11 protein-coding genes are annotated in these 16,865 nt (G+C 68.1%); 1 reads left to right on the forward strand and 10 read right to left on the reverse strand.

Features of this window, described 5'->3' with window-relative positions:
• The 4 genes from GM672_RS24195 to ndk form a co-directional block, all read right to left on the reverse strand.
• On the reverse strand, window positions 1-572 hold a 572-nt coding region (locus tag GM672_RS24195; protein ID WP_170300221.1), incomplete at its 3' end, for a helix-turn-helix domain-containing protein.
• A 13-nt stretch (window positions 573-585) separates the two neighbouring features.
• Window positions 586-1,407: a type IV pilus biogenesis/stability protein PilW gene (gene pilW / locus GM672_RS24200; protein ID WP_155473090.1), complete on the reverse strand. Its 822-nt coding sequence runs from the start codon at window positions 1,405-1,407 to the stop codon at window positions 586-588.
• Window positions 1,407-2,579, reverse strand: coding sequence for a dual-specificity RNA methyltransferase RlmN (gene rlmN, locus GM672_RS24205; protein ID WP_155473091.1), 1,173 nt, complete (start codon window positions 2,577-2,579; stop codon window positions 1,407-1,409). The genes pilW and rlmN overlap by 1 nt, the downstream gene beginning before the upstream one ends.
• Before the next feature lie 135 nt (window positions 2,580-2,714).
• A complete protein-coding gene (ndk, locus tag GM672_RS24210; protein ID WP_155473092.1) occupies window positions 2,715-3,140 on the reverse strand; it encodes a nucleoside-diphosphate kinase in 426 nt (141 codons plus the stop codon).
• Between the two features lie 336 nt (window positions 3,141-3,476).
• Here ndk and GM672_RS24215 point away from each other — a divergent pair, with 336 nt between their 5' ends.
• Window positions 3,477-4,175, forward strand: a complete 699-nt coding sequence (locus GM672_RS24215) for a Bax inhibitor-1/YccA family protein (RefSeq protein ID WP_155473093.1) — start codon at window positions 3,477-3,479, stop codon at window positions 4,173-4,175.
• 90 nt (window positions 4,176-4,265) lie between these two features.
• Here GM672_RS24215 and pbpC read toward each other — a convergent pair whose 3' ends face one another.
• From pbpC to GM672_RS24245, 6 genes are all read right to left on the reverse strand, one after another.
• On the reverse strand, window positions 4,266-6,368 hold the full coding sequence (gene pbpC, locus GM672_RS24220; protein WP_308807479.1) for a penicillin-binding protein 1C: 2,103 nt from the start codon (window positions 6,366-6,368) through the stop codon (window positions 4,266-4,268).
• Window positions 6,365-12,076 (reverse strand): alpha-2-macroglobulin family protein, encoded by a 5,712-nt coding sequence (locus tag GM672_RS29790; RefSeq protein WP_155473094.1) that lies wholly within the window; start codon window positions 12,074-12,076, stop codon window positions 6,365-6,367. The genes pbpC and GM672_RS29790 overlap by 4 nt, the downstream gene beginning before the upstream one ends.
• Before the next feature lie 83 nt (window positions 12,077-12,159).
• Window positions 12,160-13,500, reverse strand: a complete 1,341-nt coding sequence (gene rlmD / locus GM672_RS24230; RefSeq protein WP_155473095.1) for a 23S rRNA (uracil(1939)-C(5))-methyltransferase RlmD — start codon at window positions 13,498-13,500, stop codon at window positions 12,160-12,162.
• A gap of 163 nt (window positions 13,501-13,663) precedes the next feature.
• On the reverse strand, window positions 13,664-14,704 hold the full coding sequence (rpoS, locus tag GM672_RS24235) for an RNA polymerase sigma factor RpoS (protein WP_155473096.1): 1,041 nt from the start codon (window positions 14,702-14,704) through the stop codon (window positions 13,664-13,666).
• A gap of 8 nt (window positions 14,705-14,712) precedes the next feature.
• A complete protein-coding gene (locus GM672_RS24240) occupies window positions 14,713-15,669 on the reverse strand; it encodes a peptidoglycan DD-metalloendopeptidase family protein (protein ID WP_155473099.1) in 957 nt (318 codons plus the stop codon).
• Between the two features lie 417 nt (window positions 15,670-16,086).
• Complete coding sequence (locus GM672_RS24245; RefSeq protein ID WP_229417921.1) at window positions 16,087-16,833, reverse strand: protein-L-isoaspartate(D-aspartate) O-methyltransferase; 747 nt, start codon at window positions 16,831-16,833, stop codon at window positions 16,087-16,089.
• Window positions 16,834-16,865 lie beyond the last annotated feature (32 nt).

A 16,865-nucleotide genomic window follows, 5' to 3' on the forward strand; every position in this document is an offset into this window, starting at 1 on the left:
GGCGTGGTCGGCTGCACCAGCGGCACGGTCGGTGCCGGCAGTGCCGTCGTCGCCGTGCCCGGCTGCGCCGGCAAGGTCGCCGTGTCGGTGGACGTGCCGGCGGAGCGGCCGAACAGGTCGGGCGAAATCACGCCGGACTGCCAGGCGGCGGCCACGGCCGCCAGCACCAGCACGACGGCGCCGCCGGCCAGCCAGCGGCCGGGTTTCGACTGGCGCGCCGTCAGCGATGGAAAGCGCGATTCGCTGAAGGTGGTCGAAATCTTTTCACGTCGCACCGGGCCGTGGTCGGCGCTCGGCGAGACGGCGGGCGCCACTTCGATCTGGGCCACCAGCGGTGCCGGGTCCAGCCGCACGACCTTGGCGTAGGCGCGCACGAAGCCGCGCGTGACGGCCATGTTCGGCAACGCGGCGAAATCGCCCTGCTCCAGCGCCACCACCTGGCGCGGTGCCAGCTTCAGCTGGTCCGCGATCTGGTCGATCGTCAGGCCCATCGCCTGACGCTGCGCCGCCAGCTGTGCTCCGGGCGCCTGAGCATTCTGGTTTTTAGGCTGTTCCTGCCATTCTGAATCCATTGTTACCCCTGTCTCACTCATCGAACGCCCCACGTTGATACGCAGCATACTCGGGCGAGGCGGCATGGTGGCGGCGCAATTGCGTCACCCAGGCCTGCTCGGCGCCTGAATCGCCCAGCTTGTGCTGCACCTTGATCGCCAGCCACAACACATCGGCCGGCAGGCTGTCTGCCCTGGCCAATTTGCTCAGCCGGGTAATGAAGAAATTGGCGCGCACATTGTCGCCCCGTTCATGATAGACCCGTGCCAGGCTGGCATTGGTGGTCGGCTGGTCCGGCGTCACCTGCAAGGCCTGCAGCAGGTATTTCTCGGCCGAGCCGTAATCCTTCGCCTTCAGCGCGCAACTGCCGGCATTGTTCATGGCCTTGGCCGGCGAGGCATACTGCCGGCTGGCCAGGGCCATATCGAAATACTTGAACGATTCGGCGACCCGGCCGTTCTGGCACAGGAAGGAACCGTAGTTATTGGCGATTTCCGGATTGCCGGGGTCCAGTTGCAGCGCGCGGCGGAAATTATCGTCGGCCAGGGTAATCTCGCCCATGGCCATGTAGATCAGCGCCCGCACGCCGTAGGCATCGGCAAAGCCGGGATCGGCGGCGATGGCCTTCTTGATTTCGTCCAGCGCCACGGGCCACAGCTTCTGCTCATAGTAGCCGATGGCCAGCTGCATGCGGATCTGGGCGCGCTTCTGCGCCGGCGTCGTGTCCGACAAGGTCGCCAGCTCGGGCGTGCCGCTGCCGCCGCCGTCGCCCCCCGTGCCCGCGCACGCCGCCAGCAGCCCGGCCAGGCCGAGGGCTGCCAGCGATGTCGTGCCGCGCTGGGGGAGCTGGAACATCAGGAACGGATCTCCACGATCTTGCCGAAGTCGGCGCCGAATTTCTGCTGGTACTCCGCCATTTTTTCCATCCGCGCCTGCACGCGGGTGCGGTCCTGCACTTCGCCTGCCAGCTGGCCGCAGGCGGCGTCGATATCGTCGCCGCGCGTCTTGCGGATCGTCGTGACGATGCCCGCGTTCATCAGCACCTCGGCGAAGGCCTTGATGCGGGGATTCTTCGAACGCGTCAGGCCCGATTCCGGGAACGGGTTGAACGGAATCAGGTTGAACTTGCAGTTGATGCCCGTGACGGGGTGGTTCACCAGCGCCACCAGCTCGCGGGCATGCTCGTCGCTGTCGTTGAAGCCGTCCAGCATGCAGTACTCGAAGGTGATGAAGTCGCGCGGGGCGAATTCCAGGTAGCGCTTGCACGCGGCCAGCAGCTCGGCCAACGGGTATTTCTTGTTCAGCGGCACCAGGCCGTTGCGCAGCTCGTCGTTCGACGCGTGCAGCGACACGGCCAGGGCCACGGGAACGTCCTGCGACAGCTTGTCGATCATCGGCACGACGCCGGACGTGGACAGGGTGACGCGGCGGCGCGACAGGCCATAGGCATTGTCGTCCAGCATCAGCTTCAGGGCCGTGGCGGTCGGCTCGTAGTTCAGCAGCGGCTCGCCCATGCCCATCATGACGACGTTGGTGATCTGGCGCTCGCCCTTCGGGCCCGGCTCGATGCCCTTGGTGCGGCGCAGCTCGAACTCGGCCATCCACAGCTGGCCGATGATCTCGGCCACCGTCAGGTTGCGGTTGAAGCCCTGCTTGCCGGTCGAGCAGAAGCGGCAGTTGACGGCGCAGCCGGCCTGGGTCGAGATGCACAGGGTGCCGCGGTTTTCTTCCGGGATGAACACGGTTTCCACGGCATTGCCGTTGCCGACATCGACCAGCCATTTGCGGGTGCCGTCGGTGGACGTGTGGTCGCTGATGACGGCCGGCGCCGTGACGTGGGCGCGCGTCTTCAGCTTCTCGCGCAGCGACTTGGCCAGGTCCGTCATGTTGTCGAAGTCGTCTGCGCCGAACTGGTGGATCCACCGTTGCAGCTGTTTGGCACGGAACGGTTTCTCACCCAACTGAGCACAGTAGTCGATCAGTTGCGCGGGATCCAGGTCCAGCAGGTTGGTGAGTGTCGTTTCCATAAGCCTGTTTCAATACAATTTTCAAAACGCCTTCGCCCCGGAGGATATCCGGGGCAAGAGCGGTACAACTTTACAGCAGGCATCGGGGACATGCCGCCCCCTACACCCGCGGTGCGCCGTTATCGCGGAAGCGAATTAACGGGAGTACACGTTCAGTGCTGGGAAGTAGTAAGCGATTTCCACAGCGGCGGTTTCGGCAGCGTCCGAACCGTGAACGGCGTTGGCATCGATCGAGTCGGCGAAGTCGGCGCGGATGGTGCCCTTGTCGGCCTTCTTCGGATCGGTAGCGCCCATCAGGTCGCGGTTTTTCAGGATGGCGCCTTCGCCTTCCAGGACGCTGACGAAGACTGGGCCGGAAATCATGAAGTCGACCAGGTCCTTGAAGAACGGACGGGCAGCGTGCACGGCGTAGAAGCCTTCGGCTTCAGCGCGCGACAGCTGGGTCATGCGGGCAGCCACGATCTGCAGGCCGGCGCCTTCGAAACGGCTCAGAATCTGGCCGATGACGTTCTTCTTGACTGCGTCCGGTTTGATGATCGACAGGGTGCGTTCGATTGCCATTTTAAAAAACTCCAATAAAAAGAAAGGTTTAAAACAAAATTGATTTCTCGATCAACCTTTGATTTTACCATACAACACCCCATATACTATGCATATAGGGGCGGAAGATGGCGTCACAAGCGGCAAGAACCGCGCGGCAACCCCGGCACATCGTCGTGGCATGCGAATTTTCACCGGCTGGGAAGCACGGTGGGCATGCCGGCAACACACGGTCGGCCGGATTGACCACAACAGACCATCCCGGCGGGCGCAAGCCCGTTTTCCCGGCACCGCGCATACGCGCGCGTGCTATGCTTTGGCAAGGGTACACCGTACCGATCCACTAAGGAGTGCAATATGGACCGCAATTACGAAACTAAGCTGCAAAAGCCGTACGACCTGTCGGGGAGCCGCCAGGTCACCCGCAACAGCGTGCTGCGCAATACCTACTGGCTGCTCGCGCTGTCGATGATCCCGACCGTGCTGGGCGCGGCCATCGGCGTCATGTTCGGCGTGCCGATGCCGCGCGGCTTCATGGGCGCGATCCTGTTCCTGGGCGTTGCCTTCGGCTTTATCTGGGCCATCGAGAAGAACAAGGACAGCGGCTTCGGCGTCGCCCTGCTGCTGGGCTTCACGTTCTTCATGGGCCTGATGCTGACACCGCTGCTGACCCGCACCCTGGGCTTCAGCAACGGCGGCACCCTGATCATGCTGGCCTTCGGCGGCACCGGTGCCGTCTTCGCCGTGCTGGCCAGTATCGCCACCGTGTCGAAGCGTGACTTCTCGGCAGTGGGCAAGTGGGCCATGGCCGGCCTGGTCGTCATCATCCTGGCATCGCTGGCGAACATCTTCTTCCAGATCCCGGCGCTGACCCTGACGATCTCCGTGCTGGCCATCGGTATCTTCTCGGCCTTCCTGTTGTATGACGTGCAGCGCATCGCCAACGGCGGCGAGACCAACTACATCAGCGCCACGCTGTCGGTCTACCTGAACGTGTACAACATCTTCACGAGCCTGCTGCAGATCCTGGGCTTCGCCGGCGGCAGCCGCGAATAAGGGTTTTGCTTCCCGCGAAAAGCCGGCGTTTGCCGGCTTTTTTTTCGTCCGCTGCAGGACCAGGAGCCGGGCTCCGGCGTTGACCTTGTTTCAGTCCTGCCCCCGCACGACGAACGCCGTGCTTCCCACCGCTTTGCCGCCCGCATCCACCAGCTCCAGCAGGTGCGCGCCGGGCACCGGCTGCCAGCCCGCCGACTCGTCCACGCCACCCAACACTTCACCGTCGAGCTGCCAGCGCAGGCCCCGCGCCGCGCGGGCCAGGAAGAACACGCGCTGGCGCGCCGCCGGGATGTCGGGATCGACGGCCAGGATGCTGCCATCGACCGGATAGACGATGCCGGGCGCCTGCCCTTCCCCGCCCGGCAGCGTCACCTGGGCCGTCTCCGTGCCGCGGATGAACCACTCGGCGCGGGGCGGCTCCAGCGCGGGCTGGAATGCCACCTGGCGCCGCAGCACATTGGCGGGCGGGCGCGGCGCCGTGCCGGGCTGGCCCCGCTGCAGGTAGTCCATCACGTCGCGCCACACGGGGGCCGCCCCCGTCACGCCGGAGACGTCCCACATGGCGCCGCCGTCGAAATTGCCGACCCAGACACCCACCGTGTAGCGCCCCGTCCAGCCGATGCACCAGTTGTCGCGCATGTCCTTGCTGGTGCCCGTCTTGACGGCAGCCCAGTAGGTGGCGGCCAGTTCGTTCTTCAGCCCGAAAGTGACGCTGCGCGCGGCCGGGTCGGCCAGGATGTCGCCGACGATGAAGGCGGCGCCCGCATCGAACACGCGGCGCGCCGGGCCGGCCGCTTGCCCGCCACCGACCGCTCGCAGCACGGCATCGCCGGCCACGCCACCGTTGGCCAGCGCGCGGTAGGCATTGGTCAGTTCCAGCAAGGTGACCTCGGCCGAGCCCAGTGCCAGCGCCGGCCCGTAATAGTCGGCCGGTTCCGTCAGGCTGCGCAGGCCCAGCGCCAGCAGGCGCTCGTGGAAGCGCTCCTGCCCGGCCAGCAGCAAGGTGCGCACGGCCGGGACATTGAGCGAGGCTGCCAGGCTGGTGCGGGTGCTGGCAAAGCCCTTGAAGTCGTGCTCGTAGTTCTGCGGCGCGTACAGGCCGCCGGCCGTGGCGAGCGCCAGCGGCGAATCGTCCAGCGGCGAGGCGGCCGTGATCAGGCGCCGCTCCAGCGCCAGCGCGTACAGGAAGGGCTTCAGGGTGGAACCGGCCTGGCGCGGCGCCGTCACGCCGTCGACCTCGCTGCCACCGGCATTGCCGACCCACGCCAGGATCTCGCCGCTGGCGTTGTCCAGCACGACGATGGCGCCGTCGTTGACATTGCGGCCGCGCAGCGCCATCAAGCGCTGGCGCAGCACGGCCTGGGCGTGGCGCTGCAGCGCGCCATCCAGCGTGCTGCGTACCTGCTCGCCCGCGCCGCGCAGCAGCTGGCGGGCGGCCTGGCGTGCCGGCGGCAGGGGCGCGGCCACCACTTGGCGGGCAAAAGCGAGGCGCGCCGTCATGCCGATATCCCGGCACGGCGTGGCCGCATGCAGTTCCACCGCCAGCGCGCAGGCGCGCCGCGTCACCAGCGCCACGTCGGCCGACGGCGCGCGCACCAGCGCGGCCAGGATGGTCGATTCGGCCACGTTCAGGCCCGACGGCGCCTTGCCGAACAGGGCCTGGGCGGCGCTGCCGACGCCCTGCAATTCGCCGCGGAACGACACCAGGTTCAGGTAGGCCTCCAGCACCTGCGGCTTGGTCCAGGCGGCATCGAGGGCGCGCGCGGCCTGCACCTGGTCCCATTTCTGGCCCAGCGTACGCCCGCCGGCGCCAGCCTGCAGGGCCGGGTCCAGCAGGCCGGCCAGCTGCATCGTGATGGTCGACGCGCCGCGCGGGCGCCGGCGGAACAGGTTGTCCCACGCGGCCTGCCCCATCGCCCGCAGGTCGACACCGCCGTGCTCCATGAAGCGCTGGTCTTCCGCCTGCAGGAGTGCCAGCGGCAGCGCCGGCGAGACATCGGCCAGCGCCACCCACGGCTGGCGCCGCACCTGCCGGTCGATGCGCAGTGCCTGCAAGGGCGCGCCGTGCCGGTCCAGCATGACGGCGTCGCTGGGGCGGTAGGCGGCACGCACCTGGGCCGGCGTGGGCAGAGCAGCGCCTTGCGCCGCACCGGCCGCCAGCAGCAACAGGAGCGAAGGCGCCAGCCGCTTCACTTCACGTTCACCGGTGCGTTCGGCAGCATGCCGAACATCTCGGGGATGTACATGGCCTCGACCCGCGTCGGCGGCAGGTTGTAGGTGCCGGCGTTATTGAGTCGCACCGTGTATTCGACGCTCCACTTGCCCTTCGGGACGAACTCGTAATACGAACGGAAGGCGTCGAACGTGCGCTCCTGGAAGGCCGGCCAGGCCCAGCCGCTGGCCTTCTCGCCCTTCACCAGGGTGCGCGAATCGCTGCCCAGGCCGGAACCGAGCACGGTGGCGCTGGCCGGAATCGGATCGTCCACCACCACCCACGTCATGTCGCTCTGCGCTTCCAGGTCGAGCCGGACGCGATAGACGTCGCCCTTCGACCACGTGCCCGGCGTGCGCTGCTCGATCGGCGTGACCGTCTTCCTGATGCCGTAGCCGCTCGACACGGGCGCCTTCAGGGGCACGGCCGCCAGGCTTTGCACGGTGGCCCACGGCTTGCCCGTGCCGGCATGGCGCAGGTCGAGCGACGCGGCGCCGGCCGTCCATGGCAGCATCGCCGCGGCGGACTGCGTGGCCGCGGCCAGGTCGACCGCCTGGCGCTTGCCGCCCAGCGCTGCGGTGGCACTGCCCGTCACGGGCACGGCCTCGAACTGGCGGGAGAATTTCGTCAGCGCCAGCACGCCCCAGGCGTTGGCCACCGTCGTGTCCCAGTGGCCCCGCTTGTGCCGGCCCAGCGCGCCCCGGGCCAGCCGGCCCATGTCCTTGCGCCAGCCGGGATGGTCCAGCATCGCCAGCAGCAGGCGGTTGGCATTGGCGTCGGCCGAGGCCATCAGCCACCACCAGGCGTCCTTGCGCTCGGTGGAGAACGTCATCGTCGTGCCCTGCAGGTTCAGGCGCGACTTCAGGATCTGTTCCGCTTCCTGCTTGCGCCTGGCCTGCTCCGGCAGGTCGCTCGTGCGGTGCAGGATCAGGTACCAGTCGATGACGGCGGACGTGGGCCACAGGTTCGGCGCGATCGTGAACGACTCCAGCATCTCGGGCCGAACCCGGCCGGCACGCGACAGCGCTTCCAGTGCCGCCACCTTGCGCACGGCCAGGTCGGCCGTCGCCAGGGGCGAGCCGCGTACGATGCGCCCTTCGACGAACGCTTCCAGCGCCGCCTCCATGCGTTCCTTCTGCACGTCCGGCAGCTCGAAGCCTGCCTCGTCGCTGACGGACAGCAGGTAGGCCGTCAGCACGTCGCTGCCCTGCTCCATCACGGGGAAGTACTTGGCCAGGCCGTCGCTGTCCAGGTAGGCCGCCAGCTGCGCCGCCACGCCCGCCCAGCGGGACGCGTCGCCCAGCGCGACGGCGCGCGAGGCGCTCTGCTCAAGGCAGATGTACGGATAGGCCAGCATGTAGTCGCGCACGCCGGGCAGCTCGCCGCCCAGGCGCGCCGTGAACAGGGTGCGGATGCCGCCCCGGCCCGGCACGGCGTCCGGCGGCGCCTGCACCGTCATGGACTGCGGCCCGTCCAGCTGCACCAGGGTGGCCTGCAAGGTCGTCACGGGCACGGCCGGCTTGACCTGCTGGCGCACGCGCAGCCTGTCCGAGGCCGTGCCGGCGACGGCCGCCACCTCCCACGCCAGCTCCGTCACGCCGACCGGCACGGTGATGTCCCAGCCCACTTCCTGGGCCTGGCCCGGCGCCAGGCTGACCCGCTGCGGCGCCAGCGCCTTCCCGGCCATGGTGGCGCGCAGTTCGCCGGCAATCGCCGCCTGCGACGCATTACGCACCGTGAAGCCGGCACGCAGCCGGTCGCCTTCGCGCACCAGCGGCGGCAGGCCGGACAGCAGCATCAGGTCCTGCGAACTGGTTACCTCGGTGCGGCCGGTGCCGAACAGGCCGGCGCCGCCGCTGGCGATGGCCACCACGCGGAAGGCCGTCAACGCGTCGTTCAGCGGCACCTCGACGCGGGCCAGGCCGCGCGAGTCGAGCTTGACACTGGCCTGCCAGAACAGCAGCGTGTCGAACAGCTCGCGCCCCGCCCCCTTGCCGCCGCCACCGCCGCTGGGCACGGCCTTGCGGCCGAAGTGGCGCTTGCCCACCACCTGCATCTGCGCCGTGGCCGTCTGCACCTGCAGGCTGCGCTGACGCATCATCGTGTCCAGCAATTCCCAGCTGGTGTTCGGCATCAGTTCCAGCAGGCCCACGTCGACGGCGGCCAGCGCCACCTCGGTGCCGGCCGGCGGCACGCTGCCGTCCGCGCGAGTCACCTTCACCGTGACCTGCGCCTTTTCGCGCACCTTGTAGACGGCCTTGTCGGCCGCAACCACGACCTTCAGTTCGTTTGCCGCCCAGCCCACCTTGACGGGGGTAATGCCCAGCTTGTACGCCGGCTTGCCCAGGTCGACCAGGGCGGTGGGCGCCACGCCCGCCACGCGGCCCCGCACCACCAGCGCGGACACATAGACATTCGGCGCATACGCCTTCTTCATCGGAATCGAGAACACCGGCTCCGTGCCGGACAGCTCGCGTACATAGGTGTCGAGGATGCCTTCGCGTTCGACCGTGATCAGTGCCGTGGCGGCGCGGAACGGCATGCGCAGCTGGAAGGTGGCGTCCTGGCCCGGCTCGTAGCGCTTCTGCTGGGGCAGCAGGTCGATGCGGTCGTTGTCGGTGGCATGGAACCACCAGTCCTCGCGGTCGGCCACCCACATCTCGCGCTGCGTGACGGCTGCATGGCCGGCCGCATCGACGGTGGTGGCGCGAACGATCAGGTTGCCGCCTTCCGGCGCCGGCACGGCGCACACCAGCAGGCCCTTGGCATCCGTGCGGCCCGTGCAGGCCCGGCCCAGTGCCTTGACCTCGCTGCTGTTCTCGTACGAATAGAAGCCGCCGATCAGCCGGCGCCGGTGCGAATATGTCTCACGCTTGAAGAAGTCGGCCGCCACGTCGGCACCGGGCACGGGGTTGCCCGCCACGTCCAGCACGGCGACGGTGAACTTCATCGATTTCCTGCTCATGACCCAGCCGTCCGGCTGGATGCCGATCACATGGTTCGACGGCCACAGGGGAATACGGGTGGAAGCCGTCAGCGTCTCGCCGTTGGCGTCCTGCCAGCTCATCTCGGCCAGCAGCTCGCGCGGCTGGTTCGACTGGGGCAGGCCATCGATCGCCACGCGCGCGCCGCCGGCCCGGTCCAGGGTGACGTTGCGGGTGCGTGCCGGGGCCTGTTCGGTATCATCCCCCTCGCCTTCCTCGTCGAACGTGGCGTCGTCTTCGTCGAACGTGGCGCCGGGGCGCTCCACGCCCACCTTGACGTCGCCGGCGGCGAAGCTGAAATCGGCATAGTCGGGGAAGTCGACCGCCTTCGGTTCGACCACGGTGGCCAGGCGCACCTGGGCGCCGCCCGCGCCGCCGCCGGCCAGATACGACAGCTGCAGGTCGAGCGGCACGGCGCTGGCCTGCACGGCCGGCGTGCGCGGCCCCTGCAGCAGCGCCTTCATCGTCGGCACGCGGAACTGCTCGACGCGGAAGCGCCCTGCTTCCTGGCCGCCCAGCATGACCTGGTACCAGCCCTGCTTGGCGTCCTTCGGCACGGTCCAGTCATGCGCCGCGCTGCCGTTCGCGCTCCAGCTGATCGGCAGCTCGAAGCGGTCGTCGCTGCCCTCGTGCAGCAGGAAGACGCGAGGGGGGGCCGCCCGCGAATCGGCCTGCAAATCGGCCGGCAGGGCGCCACCGCCATCGGGCGACACGCGTGCCGCCTGTCCCGGCTTGACCAGCTCGAAGCCCTGCGCCGTGCGCCGGCGCAGGAAGTGCTTCATGTGCACCGTCTCGCCGGCGCGCAGCAGGGTGCGGTCGAATACGGTGGTGGCGATGATGTTGGCACTGCGCACGTCGTCGGTCGGCACGTTGAAGCGCCACGTCTCGATGCCCTCGCGCCAGTTCGACAGGGTGAACGTGAAGTCGTCGCCGCTCCTGGCGGTGACGAAGTAGCGGTCTTCGTAGTTGCAGCGCGCCTCGGGCAGTTCGGCGTCGATGCGGGCCACGCCCTGGCCGTCCGTCACGCCCTGCCACAGCAGCTTGCCGGTGCAGCCCCACACGGCCACCTGCGCGCGCGGCACGGGCCGGCCCCGGTCGAGCGACGTCACCCACACCAGCGACGAGCTGCCGCCATGCTTGAAGTGGGCCACCATATTCGTCACGAGCGCGGCGCTGCTGACATAGGCCGTGCCGCCGCCGGGCGTCACGCCGGCGCCCAGCTTCGGGCTGGCCAGTTCGACGACGTGAAAGCCCGGCTTGCGCAGCGGGATGCCGACCACTTCGAAGGCCTTGCGCCCGCCCGGCTTGGGCATCGTGAAGGCCTGGCCCCGGCCGCGCAGCAGTTGCCGGCCCAGCGACAGGTTGTACTGCTCGACCGGCTCCCAGTCGCCGTAGCGGCCGCCGTTCAGGGTGCGCAGCCATGCGACGATGTTCATGTCGCCCGTGACGCGCAGGGTGCGGCCCTGCACGGGCGGCGCGCCGGCTGCGGCCACGTTGCGCACGGTAACGGGCAGCAGCCGGTCGCCGTTGGCCTCGATGATGCCGAAGCGGGCCGGGAACTTGATCAGCGGCGGCTGCTCCCCTGTTCGCACCGTCAGCGGAAAGCGGGCGGCGTTGACGAGGCTGCGGCCGGCATCGTCCTTCAGTCCCGCCGGCAGGTGCAGCTGCAAGGCGGCGTTGGCGGGAAACGGGCCGGGGAACTGCACGTCGGTGAAGGTGGAGGTTTTCGTCAGGTCCGTGTCGAAGGCGGTCGCATAGGTCTTGCCACCGGGCCCGCGCAAGGTGATGGCCGTGGCCAGCGCGACGGGCACGGGCGCGGAAAACGACAGGCGCAGCGGCGTGATGGGCATGCACGGGCCCTTGCGCCGCAGCCGGTCGCAGGCCAGGGAGGCCGTGAAGTCGGGCCGCGTGCGCCAGGCCAGTGGCTGGTCTTCGGTGGTGGCGATGCCGGTATCGCTGACGATGCCAGTGCCCCACACCAGGGTCACCTCGGCCTTGGCCGGCAAGGTGCGTGCGCATTGCAGCACCGCCACCGGCAGCTTGTCCTTGCCGCTGTCCTTCACCTGCACGACCCCTTTCCACGCGATGCCTCGGGCGAGGTAATACGCGTGCAGGTGGCGCTGCAGGAAGTTCTTGCGGTTGGCCAGCACCTGTTCGCGCTCCGGGCCCGCCAGCACGCGCACGGGGATTTTTTCGTTGATGCCGGCCGCGCGGCACCAGGCGTGGGCGGCGACGGTGGCTTCGCGCGCGGGCGCGTCCAGCCCCAGCACGAAGATTTGCCCTTCGTCGACCTGGCTGCCTTCGGACGGCAAGGCGTCGATGACGGCCGGACCGCCGGTGGAGAAACTGTAGGTGCGCTCGCCCTGCAGGGCGGCGCCGGCCAGGTCGCGCAGGGCGGGCTTCAATGTGAAGCGGCAGGCCACGCCGGCCGGAAGGTCGCGCTCGAAGTCATAGCTCCAGGTGCTGCCGTCGACCCAGCGGCCCTTGCCCGGCTGGGCGCAATCGATGTCGAACGGGTCCTCGGTGCGCAGGTCGCCGAAGGCCACCACCTGGCTCGAGAAGCGCGCCTGCACCTGGCGCACGCCTTTCACGACGCCTTGCGGCGCGAACGATTCGACGGTGGTCTGGGCCGCCGCCGGCAGCCCCAATGACAGGGAAAGGGTGGCGAGGGCAAGAAGGGTTGGCAGCAGTGGGCGGGCGCGCATGGGGTCTCCATCGGTGGGCATCCAGTGTTGCAAATAATGCAACGGATGTCAAGGTGCCGCCCTGGCACACCGCCCTGGCTTTGCTATGCCAGGTCGAACACCGCCATCGACTCGACGTGCGACGTATGGGGAAACATGTTGACGACGCCCGCCTGCTTCATCACGTAGCCGGCGCGGTGCACCAGCACGCCCGCGTCGCGCGCCAGGGTGGACGGGCTGCACGACACGTAGACGATCCGGCTCGGCATCAGCTCCGGGTGGTTTTCCTTCAGCTCGGCCAGCGCCAGCGACAGGGCCATGGCACCGTCGCGGGGCGGGTCGATCAGCATGCGGTCGAACTTGCCCAGCGCGACCAGATCGGCCATCGTCACTTCGAACAGGTTGCGGGTCGAGAAGGACGTCTTCGCATCCAGGCCGTTGACGCGGGCGTTCTCCAGCGCGCGTTCGGTCAGGGCCGTGCTGCCTTCGATGCCGACCACTTCGCGGGCCTGCGTGGCCAGCGGCAGGGTGAAGTTGCCCAAGCCGCAGAACAGGTCGGCCACGCGATCTTGCGGCTGCACCTCCAGCAGGCGCAGGGCCTTGTGCACCAGCACCCGGTTGATATGGTGGTTCACCTGCGTGAAGTCGGTCGGCTTGAACGGCATGCGCACGTTGAACTCGGGAAGCAGGTAGTGCAGCTGCTTGTCCAGCGGGTAGAACGGGTAGGCCGTGTCCGGGCCCTTCGGCTGCAGCCACCACTGGATCTCGTACTGGTCGGCGAAGGCCTTGACCTTGACTTCATCTTCAGGCGTCAGCGCTTCCATATTGCGCATCACCAGCACCGTCAGGTCTTCGCCGATGGCCAGCTCGATCTGCGGCACCTTGTCGAACAGCGACAGGGAACCGATCAGGGCGCGCAGCGGCAGCAGCATGTCCGACACGTGCGGCGGCAGGATCTGGCAGCTCTGGATATCGGCCACGTAGACCGACTTCTTCTCGTGGAAGCCCACCAGCACCGTGCCCTTCTTGGCGACCCAGCGGGCCGACAGGCGCGCGCGGTAACGGTAGCCCCAGGTGGGACCGTACATGGGGCGCATCATCAGCTCGGGCTTCACGCGCGACATGTGCCACAGATTGTCCTCCAGCGCGCGCTGCTTGATGGCCACCTGTGCCGACGGCTCCAGGTGCTGCATCGAGCAGCCGCCGCAATAGTCGAAGTGCACGCACTTGGGCTTCACCCGCAGCGACGACTCGCGGTGCAGCACCGTCATGCGCGCCGCTTCCCAGTTCTTTTTCTTCTTGAACGTTTCGAAGCCGACCCGCTCACCCGGCAGCGCCCCCTCGACGAACACCACCTTGCCCGGCGTACCGTCTTCGTTGTCCAGATGGCCGACGCCACGCGCGTCCATGTCGAGCGATTTGATATCGATGATGTTGTCTTGCATGAGTATTCAGGTCAGTAGGCAGCCGGCGCGGTGCGAACGGCAGTGGCGATTCGGGAGGGCGATATGATAGCAGAGATGGCGGGCGAAAATACCGAAGGTGCTGCCGGCCGCAGCGCCGCCGGCGACACCGAGGCAGCGGGGCTATTGCTCCCGGCGCGCCGTTCTACAGCAGGGAATCGCGCATCACGCCGCGCGCGGCCATGGCGCGCTTGAGCTTGACGAGTGCCTCCTGCTGGATCTGCCGCACCCGCTCGCGTGTCACGCCCATTTCCTCGGCCAGGGTTTCCAAGGTGGCGGGGTCGTCGTTGTCCAGGCCGAAGCGGCGCATGATGACGATGCGCTGCTTGTCCGGCAGCTTGGTCAGCCAGTCGCGCACCAGCTGCGTCATTTCATGGTGTTCGGCCCTGGCGTCCGGGCTGTCCTCGGCGTCGCCGGGCAGCATGTCCATCAACGAGGACTGGGGATCGTTGTCCAGCGGCGCGTCGAGCGAGGTGGCATGTTCGGACAGGGCCAGGATGTCCTGCACTTCCTCGACGGGGCGGCCCACCAGTTCGGCGATATCCTCGGCGGTGGCGTCCTTGCCGTTGTGGTGCTTCGCTTCCAGGTGGTATTTGCCGCGCAGGATCTGGTTCAGCTCGCGCACCATGTGCACCGGCAGGCGCACCGTGCGGGCCTGGTTCATGATGGCGCGCTCGATGCTCTGGCGAATCCACCACGTGGCGTAAGTCGAGAAACGGAAGCCCCGTTCCGGCTCGAACTTGTCGATGGCGCGCATCAGGCCGATATTGCCCTCCTCGATCATGTCGAGCAGCACGACGCCCCGGTTGATGTAATGCTTGGCGATCGACACGACCAGGCGCAGGTTGTGTTCGATCATCTTCTGGCGCGCGGCGAAGTCGCCGGCCTTAGCCAGGGTGGCGTAGTGCACTTCCTGGGGCGCCGTCAGCAAGGCCCGCGTGCCGATCTGGTTCAGGTAGTGCTGTGTGGTATCGGTGGACAGTTCGGCGGCCAGCACCTTCTTCAGCTCGTCGACGGTTTCCAGCACGGTGGCTGCTTCGGCGACGGCAGGCTCCGCATCGAGTTCACGGTCGATGCCGCCGTCGAGGGCGCCATCGAGCCCGTCCGCCAGCCCACCGTCCATCTGCTCTGCCGGAAAATCGTCCGGTGAATCTTCTTCCAGATGATGGCGCGGCGAGCTTGTCATGGCGTTCCCTAGCGGTTAGGCAGGAATTTCGATGGGTCGACCGGCTTGCCCTGCTGCCTGATCTCGAAGTGCAGCTTGACGCTGTCGGAATCGGAATCGCCCATCTCGGCGATGGCCTGGCCCCGGTTGACCGTCTGGCCTTCCTTGACGAGGATGGCGCGGTTGTGGGCATACGCGGACAGCAGACCGTTACTGTGCTTCACGATGACGAGATTACCATATCCGCGAATGCCGCTGCCGGCATACATCACCTTTCCTGCACCTGCCGCAAGCACCTGCTGGCCGGGACGGCCGGCAATGTCGATGCCCTTGTTCTTGCCTTCGTCGAAGCCGGCCACGACCTTGCCGTCGGACGGCCAGGCCCACGCCACTTCGCGGTCTTCCGCGCTGAGCGACGACGTGCTGGCCGTTGGCGGGGCGGAAGGCTTGGCGCTGGCCACCTGCACGGGCTTGCTGGCCGGAGCGTCCGGCTTGCCGTCGCCGTCCTTGTCGACCTTCTGCAGGTCGGCCATCGTGCCGTCCGTGTACGGGCGCTTGTCGCCCTTCGGCTCCGTCTTCTTCGGCGGCGGCGGCGTGACGATCTTCGTTTCCGGCGGCATCACGACGGCGGCCGTGCGCACGCCCGGCGCGTCTTCCGGCGGCGCCACGCGCAGCACCTGGTCGACCTTGATGTCGTTCGGATTGGCCAGGTTGTTCCAGGCCACCAGGTCGCGATAGTTCTGGCCGTGGTCCAGCGCGATGCGCAGCAGGGTGTCGCCCTTGCGCACCGTGTAGGTACCGTCGCGGTCCCTGGTTTCCTGCACGGGCGCGGGAGCCGGTGCCGGCGTGTGGCGAACGATCGGACGTTCGATCACGGGAGCCTTGTTCGGCGTCGAGGTGCAGGCGCCCAGCACCGCGAGCGGCAGCACCAGCAGGGTCGAACGCAACAGCGACGAACGTAATAGCGGGGAACTTTTCTTTGTCATACTCATCTAATTTTCTTATCCATTCTCTACCCTCCGGGTCGGGCGCCGCCACGCTGGCGCAGCGGGCGGCATGCTTTTCCCTTCGGCTGCTGACATCACCCGGAACCGGTGCGGGTCCCAGGCGGGCATTATCGGGCATGCCGGCGGCGCGGCAAAGCCGGTACTCACGCTCGTGCCGCATGCTTGTACTGCATGCCGGTACGACACGCCGGTACTGTTCATACTGCGATCGCGGCCCAGGCGACAAGTCAAGGCGCGCGGGCACACCTGCCGAGTAACGCGGCCGACGGCCCTGCCGATGACAGCACCGCTGACTTTCTGACAAGCGTTGGCTTTGCCGCAAGCGGCCGCGCCGCCTCGCCGGCGGCAGGGGGAGCGTCCCAGGCACGCATGTGCCGGCACGTGCCAGGGGCAACCTTACACGACGCCGGCGCGCAGCGGCACGAAGTGGCAGTCTTCCAGGATGCGGCGGTCCCATTCATGCTTGCCCACGCGCGTGACGAGCTCCAGGTGCTGGGTGCGATCACCAACCGGCGCTACCAGCCGGCCACCGACCGTCAGTTGCTCCAGCAGCGCGCGCGGCACCTGCAGGCCGGCCGCGGCCAGGATGATGCCGTCGAACGGCGCTGCCTGCGGCAGCCCAAGCATACCATCTCCGTAATGGAGGCGCAGATTCGGCACCCGCAGGGGCCGCAGGTTGGCCTTGGCCAGCTCGTGCAGGGCCTTGATCCGCTCCACCGAATACACCTCCTGCGCGATGCAGGCCAGCACGGCCGCCTGGTAGCCGCAGCCCGTGCCGATTTCCAGCACGCGCGTCAAGCTCCCGCCGCCGCGCAGCACCTCGATCATGCGCGCCACGATATACGGCTGCGAGATGGTCTGCTGGTGGCCGATCGGCAGCGAGGCGTCGATGTATGCCTGCGCCGCCAGCCCTTCCTCCATGAACATATGGCGCGGCACCGTCTCCAGCGCGGCCAGCACGACGTTGTCGCGCACGCCCTGCTTGGCCACCCGCGCCGCCATGGCCCGCCGCACGGCGTCGGACACCAGCGCGTACTGGCGCGGCGCCGCCACGGGCACGGGATTTACACGCTGCCGACGGTGGCGGCGCTGGCGGACGACGCGGGCAACGCTGGCTGGCAGATGGGCGCCGCGCTGCTCCATTTCGCCACGGCCGGCGGCGCCGTCGTGATTCC

It is taken from the genome of Pseudoduganella buxea (assembly GCF_009720835.1).
GTDB classification, from domain to species: Bacteria; Pseudomonadota; Gammaproteobacteria; order Burkholderiales; family Burkholderiaceae_D; genus Rugamonas; species Rugamonas buxea.